The sequence below is a fragment of the Acidobacteriota bacterium genome (assembly GCA_016716715.1).
GTDB lineage: Bacteria > Acidobacteriota > Thermoanaerobaculia > UBA5066 > UBA5066 > Fen-183.
This window is the reverse complement of sequence record JADJVE010000005.1, coordinates 105,728-128,492: the sequence shown is the minus strand read 5'-3', so window position 1 is coordinate 128,492 and position 22,765 is coordinate 105,728. Positions and strand designations below refer to the sequence as shown.

The 22,765-nt window shown below is 71.2% G+C and carries 17 protein-coding genes; 7 read left to right on the top strand and 10 right to left on the bottom strand.

Features of this window, described 5'->3' with window-relative positions:
- From IPL89_09785 to IPL89_09775, 3 genes are read right to left on the bottom strand one after another with little or no spacing between them, the layout of a single operon-like run.
- Positions 1–1,332 carry a prepilin-type N-terminal cleavage/methylation domain-containing protein gene (locus IPL89_09785; protein ID MBK9063470.1) on the bottom strand — a complete coding sequence of 444 codons (1,332 nt, stop codon included), beginning with the start codon at positions 1,330–1,332 and terminating at the stop codon, positions 1–3.
- On the bottom strand, positions 1,313–1,864 hold the full coding sequence (locus tag IPL89_09780; GenBank protein MBK9063469.1) for a prepilin-type N-terminal cleavage/methylation domain-containing protein: 552 nt from the start codon (positions 1,862–1,864) through the stop codon (positions 1,313–1,315). Before IPL89_09780 ends, IPL89_09785 begins: the two co-directional genes overlap by 20 nt.
- 1 nt (position 1,865) lies before the next feature.
- Complete coding sequence (locus tag IPL89_09775) at positions 1,866–2,630, bottom strand: prepilin-type N-terminal cleavage/methylation domain-containing protein (protein ID MBK9063468.1); 765 nt, start codon at positions 2,628–2,630, stop codon at positions 1,866–1,868.
- A 233-nt stretch (positions 2,631–2,863) separates the two neighbouring features.
- Here IPL89_09775 and IPL89_09770 point away from each other — a divergent pair, with 233 nt between their 5' ends.
- Positions 2,864–5,386, top strand: a complete 2,523-nt coding sequence (locus IPL89_09770) for a PilT/PilU family type 4a pilus ATPase (protein ID MBK9063467.1) — start codon at positions 2,864–2,866, stop codon at positions 5,384–5,386.
- Positions 5,383–6,510, top strand: coding sequence for a type IV pilus twitching motility protein PilT (locus IPL89_09765; GenBank protein ID MBK9063466.1), 1,128 nt, complete (start codon positions 5,383–5,385; stop codon positions 6,508–6,510). Before IPL89_09770 ends, IPL89_09765 begins: the two co-directional genes overlap by 4 nt.
- 4 nt (positions 6,511–6,514) lie before the next feature.
- On the opposite strand, the gene IPL89_09760 is transcribed toward IPL89_09765, so the two are convergent.
- The 5 genes from IPL89_09760 to IPL89_09740 form a co-directional block, all read right to left on the bottom strand.
- Entirely contained in the window at positions 6,515–8,287 is a 1,773-nt protein-coding gene (locus tag IPL89_09760) for a PAS domain-containing protein (GenBank protein ID MBK9063465.1), read from the bottom strand.
- Positions 8,284–9,462, bottom strand: coding sequence for a prepilin peptidase (locus IPL89_09755; protein ID MBK9063464.1), 1,179 nt, complete (start codon positions 9,460–9,462; stop codon positions 8,284–8,286). The genes IPL89_09760 and IPL89_09755 overlap by 4 nt, the downstream gene beginning before the upstream one ends.
- Positions 9,459–11,753 (bottom strand): YfhO family protein, encoded by a 2,295-nt coding sequence (locus IPL89_09750; GenBank protein ID MBK9063463.1) that lies wholly within the window; start codon positions 11,751–11,753, stop codon positions 9,459–9,461. The genes IPL89_09755 and IPL89_09750 overlap by 4 nt, the downstream gene beginning before the upstream one ends.
- Before the next feature lie 82 nt (positions 11,754–11,835).
- Positions 11,836–12,333: a prepilin-type N-terminal cleavage/methylation domain-containing protein gene (locus tag IPL89_09745; GenBank protein ID MBK9063462.1), complete on the bottom strand. Its 498-nt coding sequence runs from the start codon at positions 12,331–12,333 to the stop codon at positions 11,836–11,838.
- 170 nt (positions 12,334–12,503) lie between these two features.
- Positions 12,504–13,001 carry a type II secretion system protein GspG gene (locus IPL89_09740; GenBank protein MBK9063461.1) on the bottom strand — a complete coding sequence of 166 codons (498 nt, stop codon included), beginning with the start codon at positions 12,999–13,001 and terminating at the stop codon, positions 12,504–12,506.
- An 87-nt stretch (positions 13,002–13,088) separates the two neighbouring features.
- Between IPL89_09740 and IPL89_09735 the strand changes: the two genes are divergently transcribed.
- Entirely contained in the window at positions 13,089–14,621 is a 1,533-nt protein-coding gene (locus IPL89_09735; GenBank protein MBK9063460.1) for a carboxylate-amine ligase, read from the top strand.
- Positions 14,621–16,126, top strand: a complete 1,506-nt coding sequence (gene malQ, locus IPL89_09730) for a 4-alpha-glucanotransferase (protein MBK9063459.1) — start codon at positions 14,621–14,623, stop codon at positions 16,124–16,126. Before IPL89_09735 ends, malQ begins: the two co-directional genes overlap by 1 nt.
- Here malQ and IPL89_09725 read toward each other — a convergent pair.
- Both IPL89_09725 and IPL89_09720 read right to left on the bottom strand, forming a co-directional pair.
- A complete protein-coding gene (locus tag IPL89_09725) occupies positions 16,123–17,418 on the bottom strand; it encodes an ammonium transporter (GenBank protein MBK9063458.1) in 1,296 nt (431 codons plus the stop codon). The two genes, malQ and IPL89_09725, sit on opposite strands and share 4 nt — an antisense overlap.
- Positions 17,415–17,813, bottom strand: a complete 399-nt coding sequence (locus IPL89_09720) for a P-II family nitrogen regulator (protein MBK9063457.1) — start codon at positions 17,811–17,813, stop codon at positions 17,415–17,417. The genes IPL89_09725 and IPL89_09720 overlap by 4 nt, the downstream gene beginning before the upstream one ends.
- A gap of 67 nt (positions 17,814–17,880) precedes the next feature.
- On the opposite strand from IPL89_09720, the gene IPL89_09715 reads away from it, so the two are divergent.
- From IPL89_09715 to IPL89_09705, 3 genes are all read left to right on the top strand, one after another.
- Positions 17,881–18,447 carry a GNAT family N-acetyltransferase gene (locus tag IPL89_09715; GenBank protein ID MBK9063456.1) on the top strand — a complete coding sequence of 189 codons (567 nt, stop codon included), beginning with the start codon at positions 17,881–17,883 and terminating at the stop codon, positions 18,445–18,447.
- A gap of 26 nt (positions 18,448–18,473) precedes the next feature.
- Complete coding sequence (locus tag IPL89_09710) at positions 18,474–19,652, top strand: serine/threonine protein kinase (GenBank protein MBK9063455.1); 1,179 nt, start codon at positions 18,474–18,476, stop codon at positions 19,650–19,652.
- A gap of 114 nt (positions 19,653–19,766) precedes the next feature.
- Complete coding sequence (locus IPL89_09705) at positions 19,767–22,721, top strand: TonB-dependent receptor (protein MBK9063454.1); 2,955 nt, start codon at positions 19,767–19,769, stop codon at positions 22,719–22,721.
- Positions 22,722–22,765 lie beyond the last annotated feature (44 nt).

The following is a 22,765-nucleotide window of genomic DNA, read 5'->3' as shown; positions in this document are numbered from 1 at the left end:
TCAGCTCCCAAGCGTCCGGTTGCGGAGAAGCATCGTGGACGTCGCGCGATAGTGGTCGAAGAGGTCGTAGAGCGGCCGCAGGGGGGCAAACGGGTCCATCGTGACCGGGTGGTTCTCGGACGCGGGCCGGAAGTGCTGGCTCGTCGTCGTCGTGAGCACGTCGGTGACGTTCACGTTCGTCAGCTGCCGGGCCCCGATCGAGATCCGCGGCGAGCGGGCCGTGATCGAGAACCTGAGGCCGATGACGCCCGTGACGTCGAGCGGCTCCATCGAGACGGCGCCCGGCCCGGCCTGCGTGGGGACGTGGTTGTCGCAGGCCGCGCCGTTGCACTCGGCGCCCGCGTTCGCCTGGCTGATCGTTCGCGCGGCCGTGTTGTTCCAGATTTCGCCGTTCGCGTAGACGTACGCGATCTGCAGGTCCTCGACGTTCTCCATCACGTTCACGAACGCCGTCCCCGGGTTGTCCGTGTTCCGGTCGAAGAGGCCGATCTTCTGCTGGAGCTTCGGAAGGTTGTCGACCGGGTCGGTCCGCACGCGGAACGAGATGAACTGGAGGCCCGTGACGAGGGCGACGGGGTCCGTAAACGCCGTGCCGCCGTTCGGCGGGGCGGGCAGCGTGGCGGACTGGATGACCGCCTGGACGTGGATGTTCCTGTAGGTCGTCACGTCGGCGCAGTTCGAAGAGATGTAGCCGGCGGCGGGAATCTGGAAATAGGACCATTCCCCGTTCGCGTCCTCGAACATGAGGAGGGCGCTGTTCGCGCCGTCGAAGCCCGTGGCCGCCTTGAACTGGGCCATGTTCGTCACGTCGTCGGTCCCGGCGGGCCCTCCGCAGCCCCCGCGGAAGTTGACGCGGATGTTCTTGGCGCCGGCGGCGAACCCGGGGAAGGGCGCGGAGACGCGGTACTTCGCCGGGTTGATGGGCGAGACGAGCGTGATGACGTCCGTTCCGATGTCCCCGAACTGCGTCGTGACGTTCGCCGTCGTGACCGAGTTGCCCGTCTCGGCCCCGGTGAGGTTGTCGTACGACGCCTGGAGGGTGTTGCCGTTCAGGTTGTAATACATGATCAGGGCGTTCGGGCTCCGCTGGGCGAGGTCGGCGTCCGACGCGCTCGCGACGTAGTACGAAAGGTAGTCCGTGGCGCGCCGCGCGGCCTGCCGCGGCAGCATGAAGAACTGCTGGCGTTCCGCGAACGCGCGCATCTGGAAGAGCATCGTCATCGCGACCGTCAGGACGATGACGAGCAGCAGCAGCGACACCATCGCCTCGATGAGGGTGAAGCCGCGGCGCTTGAGCGTAAAGCCGCGGCGATTACGGGAACTGCGCCACATAGTCCACTCTCTTGCCGCTCTTGAGGTCGATGCCGAAGTACCGCGTCGCCGTCGCGACGTCCGTCGGCGTCGCGGAGACGGTGATGACCCAGAGGTTCTGCACGTTGTCGCGCGCGACCGTGTACGCGATCTTGTAGGGGCCGTTTTCCTGCTCCATGATGTTCGCGCCGGCCGGCCCCCAGTAGCCCCAGGACGCCGCCGATTCGGCCTGGTTGTAGGGCAGGAACGACTTCGAGACGTCGCCGAGCACGTCCGGAAGCGCTCCGGGCGTCGACATCGCCGTGCCGCTCGCGTGCCCGCTCTCCGTGATGGCCGGCGGCGTCGTGGAGCCCTGCCGCGTGAGGTAGTAGAAGAGCCGGACGTTCTCGACGACCTGCTGGCACTTGAAGAGCATCTGGGTGCGCGCGGCCGAACCCTTGTTGATGATGAGCGAGACGGAGAACATCTGGAGGATCCCGACGAGGACGAGCGCCATGATCGTCATCGCGAGCAGGACCTCGATGAAACTCGACCCGCGGGTGCGTCGCCTCATCTCATCCTCCCTGCCGGTCCACCCAGACGGCCGTGGGGTCCGTCGGGTCGTCGACCGTCGTCTGTTTGCGGACGCGCACGCTCCAGACGGGGTTGATGCTCAGAAGGTAGCGCGTCGCCGGCTTGTAGGACCGGTTCACGACGTCCACGTGCGTGAGGACGAGCGTCGCCTCGCCCGCGAGCTGGCGGCCCGTCGTGACGTCGATCGCGCGTCCCTGGAAGTCGCACATGACCGCGCGGCCGACCGTCCAGTCGGTGGAATTGCTCGACCACCGGACCGACTGGATCTTCGTGATGTCCTCGGTGGACAGGCAGAAATCCTGCGAGACGCCCGTGGAGCCTTTGATGCCGGATTTACCGGTCACGACGATGTCGTACTCGTCGAGCAGGAGGTCCGGGGACGCGACCGTCGGCGGGTTCGCGGCGGCGTCCATCGCCCCGTTGCCGTTCGCGTCGCCGATCAGCAGGATCGGGAGGTAGCGCACGGCCGCGGTGTTCACGAGCGGTCCGACCCGGACGAACGTGACCATGTTGCGGCGCTGCATCTCGGGCAGGCCGCGCTGCATCAGAACCTTGATGTCCGTCGAGGCGCTCTGGAATCTCTGCGCCTTCCACGCGCGGGCGATCCCGCCCCCCCCGATGATGAAGACGATCGCGAGGATGGCGATCACGACGAGGAGCTCGACGAGCGAGAAGCCACGCCTTCCGCGGGACGCGGAGGGGCCGTTCGCGGGGCGGCTGCCGGGGTCCGGAAGGCTCATCATCATGGTTTCCCGCTCCCTTCTACGCGAGGTTCGTGCCGGGACCTGACAAAATATCGCAACTCATTGTCGCACAAGGCCCTTTTCGACGGGCCGTCCGCGCCGGGGGCATCGGCGGCGTCCAGTCAGGTGACACTTTTCGTAACACCGGTGGGGCCGGAGGGGCGGGGCGGCGCCGGCGATCGGCGGCGGCCGGCGGCGGTCGGCTACGATAGCGGCACGATGGAGCCCGGGACGACGTGCTAGAGAAGCTGCGCGGGCTTCGGTCGGAACCGGCGTTCGTCGTGCAGCTGCGCGAGCACAAGTGGACGAGCGAGGACCAGAAGAAGGAGCTGCTCGAGAAGTTCCAGGCCCTCCCGAAGCCCGACGTCGACTGGGTCGCGTGGACGGCCGTCGACTCCGTGCCCGAGATCCGCGCGGCCGGCCTCGCGATCCTGAAACGCCGCCACGACCGCGCGGGCCTCGAGGCGCTGGTCCCGCACCTGAAGACGCGCTCGGAGGCCGTGCGCCGGGCCGTGATGCGTTTCCTGAAGGAGCTCGCGGGCCCCCAGCTCGGGCCCTTCCTCCAGGAGGTCGCGTCCCGAGGCGACGATTTCGCGCGCCTCGCGGCGCTCGAGCTCGCGAAGGAGCTGCCGGCGCAGGTCGCGTTCGACATCGCGCGGCGCGTCCTGACCGCTTCGAACCCCGCGGTCCGCGCGCGCGCCCTGAAGGCCGTCAGCGAGATGAGCTTCGAGGGAAGCGCGGACGTCGCGGCCAGCCTCGCGGTGCCGCTCCTGCAGGACGAGAACGAGGAGATCCGCTACTCCGCGCTCGCGGTCCTCGAGAAGAACCCGAACGAGAGCTACTTCCCGGACGTCCTGCAGATGGCGCGCACGGGCGGCGGGCGGGTCATGGAGGCGTCGTTCGGGGCGCTCAAGAAGCTCCTCGCGGCGGCGAAGCAGGACCACACGCCCGAGATCGTCCCGCTGCTCGCCGACGGCAACGCGCTCGTGAGGAACGGCACGGTCGGCCTCCTCCTCCCCTACGCGCCGGACCTCCTCGCGCGGCGGATCCTCGAGCACTTCCGCGGCTCGTACGTCTGGGTGCGCGACCGGGCCGTCGAGACGGCGCGCGACGGGCTGCCGGGCTTCGTGAACGCGCTCCTCGTGCTCACGCGCGACCCCGACCCCGCCTTCGCGAAGGCGGCCTCGGAGATGACGCTCGCCCTCGCCGACGCCAAGGCGCTGCCGGTCTGGATCTCCCTTCTCGACGACAAGGACATCTGGGTCAAGACCCGCGCCCTCGAAACGCTCGGCCGCCTCGGCAGGGGCGACGACGCCGTCCTCACGCGCGTCCTCGCGGCCCTGCGCGATCCGGAGCTCGTGATTCCGGCCGTCTCCGCGCTCGGCGACCTCAGCGACCCGCGCGCCGCGCAGCCGCTCCTCGACGCGTTCAAGGCCGCCGTCACGCAGCCCGACGTCCAGATGGAGATCCTCGACGCGATGGCGAAGCTCGCGTCGGACGAAAAGATGCAGACCCAGATCGCGGGGATCTGCGCGCGCGTGGCCCAGATGCCCGCCCTCGACGGCAAGGTGCGCGAGAAGGCCCGCCGGACGGTCGGCATCCTCAAGGGAACCGAAGCGCGGGACGCCCTGCCCGAGGTCGAGGCCGAGGTCCAGACGGTCGAGCTCGCCGGGAACGACTCGGCGCGCCTCGTCGAGTACCTCGCGGACACCGTCAAGCGCGGCGCCTCGGACCTCCATCTCGCGACCGGCTTCGTCCCGCATCGCCGCCAGCAGGGCGTCCTCGAGCCGGTCGACGCCCCGGTCATGACGCGCGCCCGCGCCTCGCAGCTGATCCGCGAGGTCCTGCCGGAGGACGACTGGAAGCGCCTCGAGAAGGAGCGGCAGATCGACGTCTGCCTGAAGCTCCCCGGCCTCGGCCGCTTCCGCGCGAATTTCTTCTCGCAGCGCGGGGGGTTCGACGCGTGCTTCCGCGTCGTCCCGAAGACGATTCCGACGATCGAGGAGATCGGCCTTCCGGGCCCGACCGTGGCGGACATCCTGAAGCTCACGCAGGGGCTCGTGCTCGTGACGGGCCCGTCGGGGTGCGGCAAGTCCACGACGCTCGCGGCCCTCATCGACCGGATCAACGAGACGCGGCCGTGCCACATCATCACCGTGGAGGACCCCGTCGAGTTCGTGCACCTGAACAAGGAAGCGCTCGTGAACCAGCGGCAGGTGCCGCACCAGACGGCCTCCTTCGCACGCGCCCTCAAGGCCGCCCTGCGCGAGGACCCCGACGTCATCCTGGTGGGAGAGATGCGCGACCTCGAGACGATCTCGCTCGCAATCACGGCCTCCGAGACGGGCCACCTCGTGCTCGGGACCCTCCACACGACGAACGCGCCCTCGACCGTCGACCGCGTGATCAGCTCGTTCCCCCCGGGGCAGCAGGGCCAGATCCGCGTCATGCTCGCGGACTCGCTGAAGGCCGTGATCTCGCAGGCGCTCCTGCCGCGGCGCGGCTTCGCCGGGCGCGTGGCCGCGTTCGAGATCCTGCGCACGACGCCCGCCGTCGCCGCGCTCATCCGCGAGGGCAAGACCCACCAGATCCCGTCGGCGCTCCAGACGGGCCAGCTCGTCGGCATGTGCACGATGGACCAGTCCCTCATGAAGCTCTGCGAGGAGGGCAAGGTGGACCCGGAGCTCGCGATGGAGAAGGCCGTCAAGAAGGAGCCGTTCGAGAAGCTTCTCGCCGAGGAAAGGCAGGCGCTCGAATGAACTCCTCGACCCACGCCGGCGTCAACCGCGTCGACAAGCTCCTCCGGATCATGGTCGACAAGAAGGCGTCGGACCTCCACCTCGCCGTCGGCTCGCCGCCCATGGTCCGCGTGGACGGCGACCTCGAGCGCCTCAAGTGGCGCACGCTCACCGAGGAGGAGTTCGAGAGCCTGCTCGTGCCGATCGCCCCCGAGAAGCCGCTGCGCGAGTGGCGCGCGACCGGCGACACGGACTTCGCGTACGCGATGGGCGAGATCGCGCGATTCCGCGTGAACCTCTTCCGGCAGGAGCACGGCTCGGGGGCCGTCCTGCGCATGATTCCGCCGCGCGTCCTCGCGATCGAGGAGCTCGGCCTCCCGGCGCTCGTCGCGAACGTGGCGCGCATCACGCGCGGCCTCGTCCTCGTGACGGGCCCGACGGGCTCGGGCAAGTCCACGACGCTCGCGGCGCTCCTCGACTGGATCAACCGGACGCGCGCCGCCCACATCATCACGATCGAGGACCCCGTGGAGTTCATCCACCGGCCCGCGAAGTCCGTCATCTCGCACCGCGAGCTCGGCTTCGACACGCCGACGTTCTCGGGCGCCCTCAAGGCGGCGCTGCGCGAGGACCCCGACGTCGTCCTCGTCGGCGAGCTGCGCGACCTCGAGACGATGTCGATGGCGCTGCAGGCGGCCGAGACCGGCCTCCTCGTCTTCGGGACGCTCCACACGAACTCCGCCGCGAAAGCGGTCGACCGCCTCATCGACAGCTTCCCGGCCGAGGAGCAGGAGCAGGTGCGCACGGTCCTCGCCGAGGTCCTGAAGGGCGTCGTCGCGCAGGTGCTCCTCAAGAAGAAGGGCGGCGGCCGCGCCGCGGCGTTCGAGGTGCTCCGCGGGTCGTCCGCGCTCTCGAACAACATCCGCGAGGGCAAGACCGCGATGATCAACACGCTCATCCAGACGGGCCGCAACGCGGGGATGATCGGGATGGACCAGAGCCTCGCCGACCTCGTCGTCGCGGGGACCGTGGAGTCGGAAGAGGCCTTCGAGAAGGCTCTCGACAAGGACCAGTTCCGGGGCCTCCTCGACAAGCGCACGAAGGCCGCCGCCAAGCCTGCGCCCGTGGCGCCGGCCGCCGGCTGACGCCTCAGCGCGCCGCGGGAAGCGAGAGCACGAAGCGCGCGCCGCCGAGGGCGGCGGACCTCTCGACCGAGATGCCGCCGCGGTGGAGCGCCGCAATCTTCGCGACGAGCGCGAGTCCGAGTCCGGTGCCCGCCTCCTTCGTCGAGTAGAACGGGACGAAGAGCTTCGCGGCCGACTCGTCCGGAACGCCGGGCCCGTCGTCCTCGACGGCGACGCGGACCGTTCCCGCCGCCGCGTCCCCCGACAGGACGACGCGGCCGCCGCCGGGCCGGTCGAGGGCCGCCTCGCACGCGTTCTTGACGAGGTTCACGAGGGCGCGCTTGACGAGCGCCGCGTCGGCCTGGGCGGGCGCGAACGTCCCCGCGACGGAGACGTCCACGGCCGGCGTGATCACCTTCTGCTCGGCGGCGATCTCCCGCGCGAGCGCGCCGAGGTCGCAGGGCGCCGTCTCGAGCCGCTCGGGCTTCGCGAAGAAGAGGAAGTCTCCCGTCACGCGCGCGACGTGCTCGGCCTCGGCCTGGATCGCCTCGAGGTGCCGCGCACGGGCCGCAGCGTCGTCCGTCCGCGCCGCGAGGCGCGCCCAGCCGAGGATCGTTCCCGTGGCGTTGCGGAACTCGTGCGCGATGCCCGCGGACATCTCGCCGAGCGCCGCGAGCTCGCGCCGCGACGACACCTCGCGCTCGAGCCTGCGAGTCTCGGTGCGGTCTTCGACGAAGAGAAGCGCGCCGAGGACGTCTTGTCCCGCATCGAGGATCGGGACCGCGATGACCTCGAGGAAGCGCCCGCCGGTGTCGTCCCCGAGCGCGAACTCCGTGGAGAGCGTCGGCGCGCCCGCCCGGGCCCGCTCGGCGGCGGACGCGAGAACCGGGACGTCCGCCAGAACCTCGGCGGCCGGGCGCCCGACGTCGGCGTCCCCGAGGCCGAGCACCGCGCGGGCGGGGCCGTTCGCCTCCGCGAGCCGTCCCGCGGCGTCCACGACGAGGAGGCCTCCCGGGTGCGAGCGCACGAGAGTCTCGGCCGTCACGGCCAGCGCGTCGGCGCGGAGCTGCTCGGAGCGCCGCAGCTGCTCCAGCTCGACCGTGCGGTTGCGGAGGGCGTCGAGCGTGCGCGCGAAGGTCTGCGCGGCGCCCTCGGCCTCGTCGCGCGCGGCGCGGGGGACGGCTTCCGGGACGAGGTCGCCGGCGCCTCGCGCCGTCTCCGCAATCGCGTCGATCGGCGCCATGAGCCGTCTGAGAAACGGGACGACGAGGACGACGAGGACGGCCGCGGCGGCCGGAACGGCGACGAGGACGATCCGCGCGTTGCGGCGCACGGCCGCCACGTCGGGGTCGTTCCAGGCGACGCGCAGGACGCGCCCGTCGCCCGGGAGCGGCGCGAGGACGACCGGGCCCTCTCCCGCGTCGCGCACGAGCGGCTCGGTGGCCGCGAGATCCTCGGCGGAGAGGCGCACGGGCGACTCGCCCGCGCCCGGCAGGTACGGGGCGTCGATGAGCCGCGCGCCGCGCGCGTCGTAGAGAGCGGCGCTCCGCGCGCCGCCCTCGCGCAGCGCGCGCCCCGCTCCGGCGTCGTCGCCGAGCGACCGCACGGGGCTCCCTCCCGCCGCGAGCGTTCCGGCGGCCGAGCGGGTCTCGCGCACGAGGCGCCGCTCGTTCTCCGCGACCCCCCACGCGGTCGTGTTCCGGAGAACGACGGCCGCCGTGCCCGCGAGAAACAGCAGCGTCACGAGACCGCCGACGATCACGTTGCGCACCTCGCGCTCGAACGAACGGCTCGTCACGGCAGGAGCCTCGAGGGAAGTGGCGAGAGCGGGCCGAAGAGCGCCTCCAGAGCGGGCCGGCCGAACGCGAACGCGAGGACCGCGCCCGCCGCGAGGAAGACGCCGAACGGAACGTCCACGCGCGCGAGGAGGACGAGGAGGCCCGCCGGCGTCGGCGCGGCGCGCCCCGCGAGGACGCGGAAGAAATCGGCGCCGTCGTCCACGGGCAGCCGGCCCGAGGCCGAGCCTTCGCCGCCCCGGGCGCGGACCCGCGCGCGGCGGACGAACGCGAGGAGACGGCTTGCCGTGCGCCGGTCGGCCGAGACGGGCTCTCCGACGGACGCCGCGCCCGGGATCTCGCGCCAGCGCTTGCCCGCGGCGACGAGCCGCCCGTCGTCGCCCACGAGGAGGCCGCCGGAGCGCGCGAACGCGGACGCGGCGGACGGGTCGCCCTTCGCGGCGCCGAAGGCCAGCGCCCAGCGCGCGCGGCGCACGAGCGCCGCGCCTCCCGCGATCGCCGTCCCGGACAGCGACGCGAAGAACAGCGTCAGGAAGACCCCCGCCGGGCCGGTGAATGCCCCCGCCATCGCGAGCATCTTGACGTCCCCGCCGCCCATCCCGTCCCCGCCGCGCACGGCGGCATACGCGCGCCGGACGAGCTCGAGGAACGCGGCGCCCGCCGCGGCGCCGAGCGCGGCCTCCACGAGGTGGCCGTGCGCGGAGAGGAACGGCTCGCCGGGCGCCGCGGCGGCGCGGTCGCGCACGACCGCGACGAGGAGACCGAGCCCGAGGGCCCCGAGCGTGATCTCGTCCGGGAGCGTCCGCGTCTCGAGGTCCGTCAGGGCGAGGATCAGGCACGCCAGTCCGAGGAGCGCGCCGCCGGCCGCCACCGGCGTCGGTCCCCAGAGGAGAGCCGCGCCGGCGAAGATCGCCGCGCCGGCCGCCTCCACGAGCGGGTAGCGCCGCGAAATCGGCGCGCGGCAGGCGCGGCACCGGCCCCCGAGAACGAGCCACGAAAGGACGGGGACGTTGTCGTGCCACGCGACGCGCGTCCCGCACTTCGGGCACCGCGACGGCGGGTGGACGACGGACTCGCCGCGCGGGAGGCGGTGGATGCAGACGTTCGCGAAGGAGCCCGCGACGGCGCCGACGGCGCCGAAGAGGACGACGAGGGCCGCGTCCGGGACCCCCGTCACGCGCCGTCCTCCTTCCGGCCCGCGAGAGCGAGGCCGAGGAGGACGAGGAGCGAAGCACCGGAGACGGCGGCGCCCGCGCGGAAGGCCGCCGGCCGGTACGCGAGCGTGAGGGTGTGCTCGCCGGCCGGGACCAGGGCCGCCATGAGCGCGAGATCGCAGCGGCGGAGCGGGACCCTCGCGCCGTCGAGCCGCGCCTCCCAACCCGCGTCCCAGGAGCGCGTGACGACGAGCGTCGCGGCTTCCGACGTCGCGGTCTCGACGACGAGCGCCTCGGGCTCGTCCGTCTTCACCTTCGCCACCGCGTAGCTGCGGGCGACGCGCGGCGGAGGGACGGCCCCGGCGCCCGGCGCGAGAAGCGCGCGCGCCTCCGGGTCGAACGAGCGCTCCGAGAGCGCGCGGAAGGCGGAATCGTCGTCGAGCACGACCGCCTCGCGCGCGAAGAACACGCGGCCGAGCGGGCGCTCGAGCGCGTATCGGAGGACGTCCCCGGCGCGCCGGTCGAGGCGCGCTCCCGGCATCGCCGCCGGAAACGGCGTCACGACGCGCCGCACGTCGGCGAGACCGAGGAGCGCACTCGCGTCGCCGCCGGACAGCGCGGCGCCGAGAAGCCGCGTTCGCCACGGATTGGAGATCGGCGACGGCGACGCCGCCGAGGCGAGGCCGAGCGGGAGCGACCCGTAGCCCGCGAGAGCCGCGTGGGAGCGGCGGGCGGTGTCGGCCGACCACGCCGGTCCGAGCCACGTCCGGAGGAGCGCGCCGTCCGACACGACCGGGAAGACGCGGCCCGCCGTTCCGGGCGCGAGGTCCGCGACGATGCCCGGCACGCCCGCAAGGTCGGCCGCCGGCACGCCCGCGAAGACGTCCCGCGTGCCGAGCGGGAGCGGAAGGGCGACGCAGAGGACGAGCAGCGCGCCGCCGTGGGCGCGGGAGGGAGCCCCCGGCTCGCGGGCCCGCCACAGGAGGGCGAGACCCGCCGCCGCCGCCGCGAAAGACGCCCAGGCGGCGGGCGACGGGACGCGCCGTTCGGCGGCGGCGAACGCGGCGAGAACGCCGAGCGCGCCGAGCGCGAGCGCCGCCGAGAGGAGGAGCGGCGTTTTCGCGGGCGGCTCGGCCTCGACCCCGTCGCGCCTCGGCCACCCCGCGAGGTGCCCGTCGCGCCAGCCGTCGAGGCCGGCGCCCGCCGCCGCCGCGAGCGCGACGTGCGCGAACACGAACCAGCGCGCCGGAAAGCGCACGCCCCGGGCCCACCCGCCGTCCCACAGGAGCGGCACGAGGCCTCCGCGCGCGCCGAGCGCGAGGACGACGCCGAACGCCGCGAGCGCGAGGAGCGCGAGGAGAAGACGCGGGCGCGCCGCGAAGCCCGCGCCCGCCGCCGCCGCGAGGACGAACGGCAGGGGGCCGAGCGCGAGCGTCGCGAGATAGCCGCCGCGGCCCGGTGAGGCGCGGCGCGTCGCTTCGGGCGCCGGGGGCACGGCGAGGTCGGCGAGATCCGCGCGGCCGACCGGGCGCGCGAGCGCCTCGGCCCGCGTCGCGCCCGCGATCCGCCCCGTCGACGTCACGAGGACGAGAAACGGCCCGAGCGCGGCCGCCGCGAGAGCGAGCCCGAGGACGAGGCCGCCTCCCGCGCGAAGAGCCGCCCGCGCAGGCGGCGCCGGCCGCGCCCCGTCTTCGCCGCGCGTCACGACTGCGACCAGAGCGGCGGCGCAGGCTCCCGCGGCCGCGAGGGCGGGCTCGCCGCCGAGGAAGGCGAGCGCCACCGCGAGCGCAAAGGGCGCGGGCGACGCGCCGCGCACGGCCCGTCGCGCCCCGAGAAAGAGCCACGGCAGAAAGGCCGCCGTGCAGAAGTTGTTGTAGACCGGCGCGAGCGACAGGAACGCGCCGCCCCCGGCGAAGACCGCCGCGCCCGCAAGGGCGCCCGCGCGGGACGTGCGGAGGTCCGAGAGCCAGGCCGCCATCCCGGACGCCGCGACGGCGAGGTGCAGGGTGATGGCGAGGAGGGGTCCCGCGGCGCCGCCGAGGAGAAACGGGAGGTCGCCCGGGTAGAGAACGCCCGTCTGCAGCTGCGCGAGCCACGGCTCGCCGCAACCCGAGAGCGGATTCCAGAGCGGAAGGCTCCCGGCCGCCCACCGCGCGGCGGTGTAGGCCTTCATGGGCCAGAAGAAATCCGCGAGGTCGCCGCGCGCCGGGACGAGTCCGGCGAGGGCGCCGGGGCCGAGGAGGGCGGCGGCGAAGGCGAGCCCGAGCGCGCCGCCGAGCAGCGCCGTCCGTCCCATCGCCTCGCCCCGCTTCACTGCAGGGATTCTAGGCGCGTGCAAACCGCTCCAAAAGGAAAGAGCCCCCGTGAGGGGGCTCTTCAGGCCGAAGCGGGAGGACTTACCGCTGCGCGCCCGCGGGGTACTGAACGAACTGACCGTTCACGAAGATGATGTCGTTGTTGAAGTCCGTCGTCTCGCCGCCGATGGCGGACTCGGTTGCGCCGTTCTTGCCGCCCGACGCGATCCCGTAGAGCTGGCCGGTGGTGGCGTAGAAGAAGTACGACTGCCAGCCGTCCGTCATCGGGAGAACGCGGATGTACGTGGGCGTGACCTGCCCGCTGAAGCTCGTCCCGACGCCGCCCGTGTTGAACGTCATCGACCCGAACGTGATGCCGGTCGGGAGCGAGTAGCCCGCGGCCGCCGGGTAGTGGTTGAAGTCGACGGCGTACGCCTCGGCGGCCGTGCCGGCCGAGCGCATGTCACCCATCGTCCTCTTCTGCTTGGCGCGCTGAATGGCGTTGAGCAGGTTCGGAATGGCGATCGCGACGATGATGCCGATGATCGCGACGACGATCAGAAGCTCGATAAGCGTGAAACCCTTCTGGTTCCTTTTCATTTTGGATCAACCTCCGCCCGCCCCTCTTTCAAGAGCCGTGCCGTGCCCCAATCTCTCGCATTTTCAATAGTTGAAGCAGGCCGCGGCCCGGGAGGACCTCCCCGCGACGAATTTTTGTCGGGGGCGCGAGACGAACCGTACAGCGATTGTCACCCGCGCCGCCTCGCAAGTCAGCGCTGGGCGCCCTCCGGGAACTGCACGAAGGCGCCGTCCACCAGGATGATGTCGGCGTTGAAATCCGAGGTCGGGCCATAGGCGGGAGACGTCTGCGGGACGCCGTCGGCGCCGCCCGAGCGGACCAGGTAATCGCCGCGCGAGGCGCTCGCGCCGTAGAGGTACCAGGAGTTCCAGCCGTCGGAGAGCGGCGTCACCCGGATGTACGTGGGGGCGAGGACTCCGGCCGCCGTCCCGAGCGTGGCCGTGGGAAGGGAAAGGCCCGTGGGCAGCGAATAGCCCGCGGCGGCCGGGTAGTAGTTGAAGTCCGTCATGTAGGCCTCGAGAGCCGTCGAGACGCTCTTGATGTCCGCCATCGAGCGCTTCTGCTTTCCGCGCTGGATCGCGTTGATCATGTTGACGATGGAGATCGCGACGATGATCCCGATGATCGCGACGACGATCAGGAGCTCGATCAGCGTGAAGCCCCGCGCGCCGGTCCGCCGTGTCCTCAATCGCGCCTCTTTTCTCTCGGTCTCCCCCACCCTTAAACAAGATCCGTGCCTCGGTTGCGGCCCGAGCCCTAGAATCCACCGCAGGTGATCCCGAGGCCGCCGTTTTCGTCCGAGCTGTCCCTGGAACGCGAGCTCGCCGAGTTCGAAACGCTGAAGCCGCGCCTCCTCGAGGTCTGGGACTCGATCGCGGGCCGCGACGAGGAGCCCCACACGTCGGTCGTGGTGCCGTCGCTGACGCTCGACCAGGCCGAGCTGACGAAGCTGGACGGGGCGAGTTTCTACGAGGAGCGCCTCCTCTTCCTCCTGATCCGCCTGCGCAACCCCCGCGCCCGGGTGGTGTTCGTCACGTCCCAGCCCGTTCACCCGCTCGTTCTCGAGTACTACTTCCAGCTCCTCGTCGGCATCCCCGCGAGCCACGCCCGGAGCCGGCTCACGCTGCTTTGCGCGCACGACGCCTCGCCCCGGTCGCTCACCGAGAAGATTCTCGAGCGTCCGCGGCTCATCGAGCGCATCCGCGCGGGCATTCCCGACCGTTCGCGGGCCTACCTCACGGTCTTCAACTCGACCCCGCTCGAGCGGCGGCTCGCCGTGCTCCTCGGCATCCCGCTGAACGGCGTCGACCCGGCGCTCAGCCACTTCGGCACGAAGTCCGGCAGCCGGAAGGTCTTCCGCGAGGCCGGTATCGCGTGCCCGGAGGGCCACGAGGACCTGCAGGGCGACGCGGACCTCGAGACGGCTCTCGTCGACCTCAAGCGACGCAATCCCGCTCTCCGGAAGGCGGTCGTGAAGCTCAACGACAGCTTCTCCGGCGAAGGCAACGCGATCTTCCGTTACCCGGAGGGGACGACCGACGCCGCTGCCGTCCGCGCGGGGCTCCCGAGGCTCGAGTTCTCGGTGGGGTGGGAGACGTGGGACGACTTCCACGCGAAATTCCGGCGCATGGGCGGCATCGCGGAGGAATTCCTCGAAGGTGCTTTCAAGGAGTCTCCCTCCGTCCAGGTCCGCACGGGGCCGCACGGCGACGTCCTCCCGATCTCCACTCACGATCAGGTCCTCGGCGGGCCGAGCGGCCAGGTCTTCCTCGGCTGCCTCTTCCCCGCCGCGGACGGCTACCGGCGGGAGATCACGCAGGCCGCCCTGAAGATCGGCGCCGTGCTCGCGGCGCACGGCGTCGTGAGCCGGTTCGCGGTCGACTTTCTCGCCGTGAAGGACCGCGAGGACGAGCCGTGGCGCCTCTCGGCGCTCGAGATCAACCTCCGGATGGGCGGCACGACGCACCCGTACCTCGCGCTTCAGTTCCTCACGGGCGGGCGCCTCGACCCGGAGTCGGGCCTCTTCCTCTCGCCGCGCGGCTCGCCGAAGTTCTACCGCGCGACGGACAACCTCCAGTCCGAGGCGTACCGCGGACTCCTGCCGGAGGACCTCATCGAGATCGTCACGATCAACGCGCTCCACTACAGCCACAATTCCGAGTCGGGCGTGCTCTTCCACCTCATCGGCGCCCTGTCGCAGTACGGCAAGCTCGGGATGACGGCGATCGGGAACAGCCGCGACGAGGTCGAGGCGCTTTACGACAAGACGCTCCGCATCCTCGACCGCGAGACCGCGATCGGCCGCTGATGTCGAAGCCCACGCGCGAAGCCGGGATCCTGCTGCACCCGACGTCGCTGCCGTCCCGTTTCGGGATCGGCGACCTCGGACCCGGGGCCGACGCGTTCCTCGACTGGGCCGCCTCCGCGGGCCTCCGGATCTGGCAGGTCCTCCCGCTCGGCCCGCCCGGTGCGCACGACTCCCCGTACGCGGGCCTCTCCGCCTTCGCCGGCAACCCGCTGCTCGTCTCGCCCGACTGGCTCCTCGAGGAAGGGCTCCTCCCCGCCTCGGCGCTCGAGGGCGCACCCTCGTTCCCGGAGGACCGCGTGGACTTCGCGGCGGTGCACGCGTTCAAGGAGCGCGTCCTGCGCGCCTGCTTCGCCCACGCGAAGTCGATGGGCGCGAGCGTGACGGACGCGGTCGCCCGTTTCGCGGCTTCGCCCGCGCACGCCTCGTGGCTCGCCGACTGGGCCCTCTTCGCGGCGCTCCGCGGCGCGCACGGCGACGCGGGGTGGACGGAGTGGCCGGCGGCGCTCGTGGCGCGCGAGGAAGGCGCGCTCGAGGAATCCCGGAAGGAGCACGCGGACGAGATCGCGTTCCATGTCTTCGCGCAGTTCCTCTTCTTCCGGCAGTGGGAAAGGGTCAAGCGGGGCGCCAACGCGCGCGGGATCTCGATCCTCGGCGACCTCCCGATCTACGCCGCGCTCGACAGCGCCGACGTCTGGTCCCAGCGGCGGCTCTTCGCGGTGGACGCGAATGGCCGGCCCGAGACCGTCGCCGGCGTCCCGCCCGACGACTTCACCGAGGACGGGCAGCTCTGGGGCCACCCGCTCTACCGGTGGGACGTCCTCGCCGAAGAGTCCTTCGACTGGTGGATCGAGCGCGTCCGCGCGAACCTCCGCCTCGCGGACCTCGTCAGGCTCGACCACTTCCGAGGTTTCGCGGGCTACTGGGAGATCCCGGCGAGGGCAGAGTCCGCCCGCGAGGGCCGCTGGGCCACGGGGCCCGGCCTCATGCTCTTCCTCGCGATCCGGCACGCGCTCGGAGACGTCCCGATCGTCGCCGAGGATCTCGGCGAGATCACGGACGACGTGCGGAGTCTCCTCGCGACGCTCGGCTTTCCGGGGATGAAGGTCCTCCAGTTCGCGTTCAGCGAGATGGACAGCGAGCACCTCCCCCACCATCACCTCCCGAACGCGGTCGTGTACTCGGGCACCCACGACAACGACGCCTCTCTCTCGTGGTACGCCTCCCTGCCCCCTGATGCGCAGGAGCGCTTCCGCGACTACTTCGGCGTGGACGGAAAGGACCCCGCGGGCGTCCTCGTCCGCGCCGCGTACGCGTCCGTCGCGGATCGCGCGGTCGTCCCGCTCCAGGACGTGCTTGCGCTCGGCTCGGAGGCGCGCATGAACGTGCCGGGGCGCGCGGACGGCAACTGGGCGTGGCGCGCCCCGAAGGACGCGTTCCGGCCCGGGGTCGCGGCCCGCCTCCTCCGCCTCGCGGAGCTGACAGGCCGCGTCGCGATCGCGCCCTAGGTTTTCACGCGCTCGGACGGGTGCAGGATCACGCTCTCGCCGAGGCCGCCCGCCGCGCTGCCGCCGCGATAGGCCTCTTCGCCGTGGACGCGCCGGTCCAGCCCGTCCAGCTCGGCGTGCAGCTCGACACGCAGCGGCGTCACGGCCCTGATGACGACGAGGACGAGGGCCGTCATGAGAAGCGTATAGGCGAAGACGACGCCGACCGTTGCGGCCTGGATTCCGAAGAGGGCGGCGTTCCCGAAGAGGAGGCCGTTGCCGCCGTCGGGGTTCGCGGCCTTCGACGCAAAGACGCCCGTCAGGAGCGAGCCCGTGATCCCGCCGATGCCGTGGCAGGCGAAGACGTCGAGCGTGTCGTCGAGTGACGTGCGCCCGCGCAGGCGCAGCGCCGCGAAGCTCGCACACGCCGTCAGGGCGCCGATCGCGAGGGCCGAGAGCGGCGAGACGAAGCCGGCGCCCGGCGTGATCCCGACGAGGCCGACGACGGCGCCGGTCGCGGCGCCGACGGCCGTCGCGTGCCCGCCGATCGCGCGCTCGAGAGCGAGCCAGGTGAGCACGGCGGCGGCGGCTCCCGCGTTCGTCGTCACGAAGGCGAGCGACGCGGTGCCGTTGGCCGCGAGCGCCGACCCCGCGTTGAAGCCGAACCACCCGAACCACAGGAGGCCGGCGCCGAGGAGGACGTAGGGGACGTTGTGCGGGATGAGGGCGATCCGCTTGAAGTCCTGGCGGGGCCCGAGCATCTTCGCGGCGACGAGCGCCGCCGTCCCCGCCGTCACGTGGACGACCGTGCCGCCTGCGAAGTCGAGGGCGCCCCACGCCCGGAGGAACCCGCCCGTCCCCCAGACCCAGTGCGCGACGGGGGCGTAGACGACGAGGCTCCAGAGCGCCAGGAAGATGACGTAGGCGCGGAAGCTCATCCGCTCGACGATCGCGCCCGACACGAGCGCGGGCGTGATCGTCGCGAACATCCCCTGGAACGCGAAGAACGCGAGCGCCGGAATCGTCGCCGCGTAGGCGGGCTCGGGCGCGCCGCCGACTCCCGAGAGGCCAAGCCACTTGAGGCCGCCGAGGAACGGTGAGCCGGGCGCGAAGGCGAGCGAGTAGCCTGCGACCATCCAGACGACGGCGCCGACGCCCATCGCGACGTACGTCATCATGAGCGTATTGAGGGTGTTCTTGCGCCGGACGAGCCCGGCGTAGAAGAACGCGAGCCCGGGGTTCATGACGAAGACGAGCGCGGCGGCGGCGAGGACCCACGCGGTGTCGCCGGCGCTGATCGCCGGAGCGTTCACACGTCCTCCCTGCCGGCCTTCAGCGCCTTCGCCTTCACTTCCTCGGCCGAGATCGGCGTGAGGGCCTGGACGTCCTGCTCGCCCGTGCGGATCCGGATCACGCGCTCGAGCGGCTGGACGAAGATCTTCCCGTCGCCGACCTCGCCCGTGCGCGCCGCCGCGACGATCGCCTCGATCGCGGGCTCGACGAACGGCTCGGAGACCGCGATGTCGATCCGCACCTTCTCGACGAACTCGAAGACGAGCGTCGTCCCGCGGTACTGCTCGACCGTGTCGTGCTCGCCGCCGTGCCCCTGCACGCGCGAGAGCGAGATGCCCGTGACACCCGCCCGGAAGAGCGCGGCCTTGACGTCCGCGAGCTTCTCCGGCCGGATGATGGTCGTGATGAGCTTCATGGCGCCCCCCCACCCTTGGACTTGAAACGTGATTCTGTACCATCATGGAAGGTCCTCGGAGGTCCGCTTGGTTCGTTCGGTCCGGGAGTTCCCGCCCGGGGCAGTCGCCCCGTACCCCGAGGCGGACGCTTCGGATGAGGTGCTGAAGGACGGCACGCGCGTCCACCTGCGGCCGATCCGGCAGGACGAGGGCCCGCACCTCCTCGAGCTCTACGACCGCCTCTCCCCCGAGAGCCTCTATTTCCGGTTCTTCGCCGTGCCCGACAAGGACCGCTCGAAGGCCGAGTACCTCGCGCGCGTCGACTACGTGAACCGCTACGCGCTCGTCGCCGAGATCGACGGCGTCCTCGTCGGCGTCGCGCGCTGGGAGCGCGACCTCTCCGCCCCGACGCGCGCCGAGGTCGCCTTCACGGTCGCGGACGCCCAGCAGGGAAAGGGGCTCGGTTCGCTTCTCTTCCGGCGGCTCGCGGCCCTCGCTCGCGTCCACGGGATCGAGATCTTCGACGCGGAAGTCCTGCCGAGCAACGAGAAGATGCTGCGCGTCTTCGAGCGGTCGGGGCTCGAGCAGACGTCCCGGCGCGAGTCTCAGGCCCTGAAGGTGTCGCTCACCCTGGGATCCGCGCCACCCGCCTGACACCCCCGCCTATACTTGCCCTTCGAGTGGCTGCAGCGGACGTTCTCCCCAGCAGCATCGGCCGGTACGAGATCGTCCGCCTGCTCGGCAAGGGCGGGATGGGGGAAGTTTTCCTCGCCACCGACCCCGCGCTCGGCCGCCGCGTTGCGATCAAGGTCCTGCCCGCGGCTCTCCAGCAGGACGCGAAGATGCGCGGGCGTTTCATGAACGAAGCACGGGCCGTCGCGGCCCTCAACCACCCGAACGTCATCACGCTGCACGACCTCGCGCTCGCGGACGAGCGGGACGCGGGCTTTCCGCCCGGAGCGCTCTACCTCGTCCTCGAGTACCTCGAAGGCAAGGGCCTCGACGAGATCATGGACGTCCGCAGGCTCGGCGTGGGCGAGTGCGTCGACATCGCGATCCAGGTCCTCGAGGGTCTCAAGGCCGCGCACCAGAATCGCATCCTCCACCGGGACATCACGCCGGCGAACGTCATGCTCGCGCCCGACGGCCGCGCCAAGCTCCTCGACTTCGGCCTCAGCAAGATCCTCCTCGAGGGCGCGCGCGACGCGTCCAAGGCGACGCGGCACACGGGCGAGGGGATGATCGTCGGAACGCTCGACTACCTCTCCCCCGAGCAGGCGCTCGGCGGAGAGCTCGACGAGCGCTCGGACCTCTTCTCGTTCGGGATCGTCTTCTACCAGATGCTCGCCGGCGTGCATCCGTTCTCGGGCGCGAGCGTGACGCAGATGGTCGCCAAAATGATGACGAAGGAAGCCGACCCGTGGCCCGAGCCGGACAACGTGCCCGACGTCGTCAAACAGATCGTCGCGCGCGCGCTCAAGAAGGATGCGTCCGAGCGGTACGGGAGCGCCGGGCAGATGATCCTCGACCTCCTCATGGCGCGGCGCGAGCTCGCGGCGCGGCCCGCCCGCGGCGCCGTGACGCGCGAGGTCCCCGCGGCCCTGCCGCCCCCGGCGATCCGGCCTCCGGTTCCGCCCGCCGTGGTTCCGACGAGCCCCGGCGCGGCCCTGACCGAATCCACCGCGCCGATGACGCGCCCGAAGAGAACGGCGAGCCTGAAGCCGGCGCGCTCGGTCCGCCGCGGGCCGCTCCTCCTGCTCGCCGCCGCGGTGCTCCTCCTCGCGGCCGGGGGCGCGGCTCTCGTCGCGGCGCGCGGGTGCGCGCGCCTGGCTCCCGCGGGAGCAGCAGGCCCGCGCTGAGTCCCGGACCCGGCTCGCGGGTTCTGTAATAGTCTTCACGCCGTCTTTACACGGGCTACCCGTCCGGTCCCGACGGAGAGCTTTATGAATCCACTTTTGATGGAGGAGATTCAGATGGTTCGTGCGTACCGAGTCTCACTTGCCTTCGTGGTCGCGATCGCCCTGTGCGTGGCCGCCGGCCCCGCGCTCGCGCAGAGTTCCACCGGCAGCATCTCCGGCACCGTCCTCGACACGGCCGGAGCGCCCCTGCCCGGAGCGGCCGTGACCGCGAGGAACGCGAGGACGGGCGCCGTGCGCAACGCGACGTCGAACGCGAGCGGCGCCTTCGTATTTCCGCTCATGCCCGTGGGCCTCTACGACGTCTCGGCGGCCCTGCAGGGCTTCACGCCCTCGAACACCGGCCGCGCCGAAGTCAGCGTCGGCGCGGACACGAGCCTGAAGCTCGCAATGGCGATCGCGGGTGTGAAGTCGACGATCGCGGTGACCGCGGAGACCCCGATCGTCGAGATCACGAAGAGCGAGCAGGCCTCCGCCGTCAACGAGGCCTACATCCAGAACCTCCCGACGAACGGCCGCAACTTCATCGACTTCGTCCTCACGACGCCGGGCGTCTCGAAGGACACGCGCCTCGGCGACATCAGCTTCGCCGGCCAGCGCGGCACGCTGAACAGCCTCGTGATCGACGGCGCGAACAACGACAACACGTTCTTCGGCCAGGCCCTCGGCCGCACGGGGTCGGGCCGCGCGCCCTACCAGTTCAGCCAGGACGCCGTGAAGGAGTTCCAGGTGAACCGCAACGCCTACACGGCCGAATACGGCCGCGCGGGCGGCGCCGTCATCAACGTCGTCACGAAGTCCGGCACGAACGAGTTCCACGGGACGGCGTTCGAGTTCTACCGTGACAAGGGGATGAACGCGAACGACTACATCAACGTGATCAACGGCCGCCCGATCAGCAACTACCACTACAACCAGTTCGGCGCGAGCCTCGGCGGCCCGATCGTCAAGGACCAGCTCTTCTTCTTCGCAAACTACGACGGCCAGCGCAACACGAACGGCCAGCCCGTCATCCTGAACACGTCCGGCCTGAACCTCTCCGACCCGAACACGGCGGCCGGCCTCGCGAAACTCCAGCCCCTCGCCAGCCCGTACGACCGCGGGCAGAACCAGGACGTCTTCCTCCTGAAGGCCGACTGGAACGTGGCGCCGACCGCGCAGGTCTCGATGCGCTACAACCGCCAGCGCTTCACGGGCGTCAACAACGAGAACGGCGGCACGACGCAGTCCGTCCAGCACTCGGGCGACTCGCTCGTGAACACGGACACGGTCACGGCGTCCGTCACGAACACGTTCGGGTCGTCGCTCTTCAACGAGCTGCGCGGCCAGTACGCGAAGGACTCCGAGCCCGGCCTCGCCAACAGCGCGGACCCGGAGGCCCTCATCACGGACGGCGCGTTCTCGTTCACGATCGGGCGCAACAACTTCAGCCCGCGCGAGACGACGATCACGCGCTACCAGGCCGCCGACGCCGCGACGTTCATCTCCGGGAACCACACGTTCAAGGCGGGCTTCGACTGGAGCCGGGACCTCATCACGAACTGGTTCCCGGGCAACTTCTCGGGCAGCTACTCGTTCAACTCCGTCGCGAACTACAACCGGGGCCTGCCCACGCAGTACGTCCAGGCCTTCGCGGGCGCGGGGACGTCCGGCCCGTACACGTACCCCGACCTCTCGGAGATCGCGTTCTTCGCCCAGGACGAGTGGCGCCTCATGCCGAACCTGACGCTGAACCTCGGCGTCCGGTACGACAAGCAGGGCATCGCGAGCGCGAGCGTGCGGAACCCGGACGCGCAGCTCCTCGCCGCCGGTCTCGACACGAGCAACATCCCCGAAGACGGCAACAACTTCGCGGTCCGCGCGGGCTTCGCGTGGACGCCGAAGGGCCAGGACAAGACCGTCGTGCGCGGCGGCTACGGCATGTTCTACGGCCGGACGCCTTCCATCATGATCGGCACGGCGATGTCGAACAACGGCATCAACGTCCAGACGCTCACGTTCACGGGCCTCCAGATGCCGACGTACCCGAACATCTTCCCGTCCGTCCCGTCGGGAGTGAACCCGCCGAAGCCCACGATCTTCGCCTTCGACCCGAACTTCGAGAGCCCGCTCGTCCACCAGGCCTCGGTCGGCGTCGAGCACGCCGTGTCGAACGACGTCGCCGTCGCCGTCTCGTACCTCTACGCGAACGGCCAGCACCTCCAGCGCTCGACGGACGTCAACGTCGGCTCCGCCGGCACGACGACGTACACGGACGCGAGCGGGAACACGTACACGCTCGTGAAATACAACACCGCGGACCGGCCGTTCTCGAATTTCAACCGCGTCATCCAGTTCCAGAGCTCGGCCGAGTCCGAGTACAACGGCCTCACGGTCGAGGTCAACAAGCGCTTCTCGAAGAACTGGCAGGCGCGGATCGCGTACACGTTCAGCAAGGTCATCGACACGAAGCCGGACGCGACGTCGGTCGTCCCGAACGGCGGCGACGACGCCAAGCAGGTCTCGGACCCGCGCAACTTCAACGTGGACCGCGCCGTGGGAGACACCGACCAGCCGCACCGCCTCGTGATCTCGGCCTACTGGAGCATGCCGTACTTCCGGGACGCCGGAGGCTGGAAGCAGGCCGTCCTCGGCGGATGGTCGCTCTCGGGCATCTTCACGGTCGCGACCGGGCAGCCGTACAACCGGACGGTCACGCCGAACACGGACCTCAACGCCGACGGCAACAACCGCAACGACATCGCGCCGGGCTACTCGCGCAACACGGAGCGCTACCCGATGTTCATGACGTGGGACCCGCGCATCACGAAGGACATCCCGATCGGGCCGGTCAACCTCCAGCTCATCGCCGAGGCCTTCAACATCCTGAACCGCTCGAACGTCACGGGCGTCACGCAGACCTACTGGCGCGTGAACGCCGGACAGACGCTCGCGCCGGTCGCGGCGTACGGCACGCCGACGGCCTCTTTCGGGCCGCGGATCATCCAGCTCGCCGCAAAGGTGATCTTCTGATCTGACGCAACCGTGGATTTCTGCTTAGAAGGGTGCGGGGGCGC

Bases quoted from the DNA above. Each gene is read 5' to 3' on its own strand.
- IPL89_09785 (MBK9063470.1), bottom strand. From the start codon at position 1,332: ATGTGGCGCAGTTCCCGTAATCGCCGCGGCTTTACGCTCAAGCGCCGC.
- IPL89_09780 (MBK9063469.1), bottom strand. From the start codon at position 1,864: ATGAGGCGACGCACCCGCGGGTCGAGTTTCATCGAGGTCCTGCTCGCG.
- IPL89_09775 (MBK9063468.1), bottom strand. From the start codon at position 2,630: ATGATGATGAGCCTTCCGGACCCCGGCAGCCGCCCCGCGAACGGCCCC.
- IPL89_09765 (MBK9063466.1), top strand. From the start codon at position 5,383: ATGAACTCCTCGACCCACGCCGGCGTCAACCGCGTCGACAAGCTCCTC.
- IPL89_09745 (MBK9063462.1), bottom strand. From the start codon at position 12,333: ATGAAAAGGAACCAGAAGGGTTTCACGCTTATCGAGCTTCTGATCGTC.
- malQ (MBK9063459.1), top strand. From the start codon at position 14,621: ATGTCGAAGCCCACGCGCGAAGCCGGGATCCTGCTGCACCCGACGTCG.
- IPL89_09720 (MBK9063457.1), bottom strand. From the start codon at position 17,813: ATGAAGCTCATCACGACCATCATCCGGCCGGAGAAGCTCGCGGACGTC.
- IPL89_09705 (MBK9063454.1), top strand. From the start codon at position 19,767: ATGGTTCGTGCGTACCGAGTCTCACTTGCCTTCGTGGTCGCGATCGCC.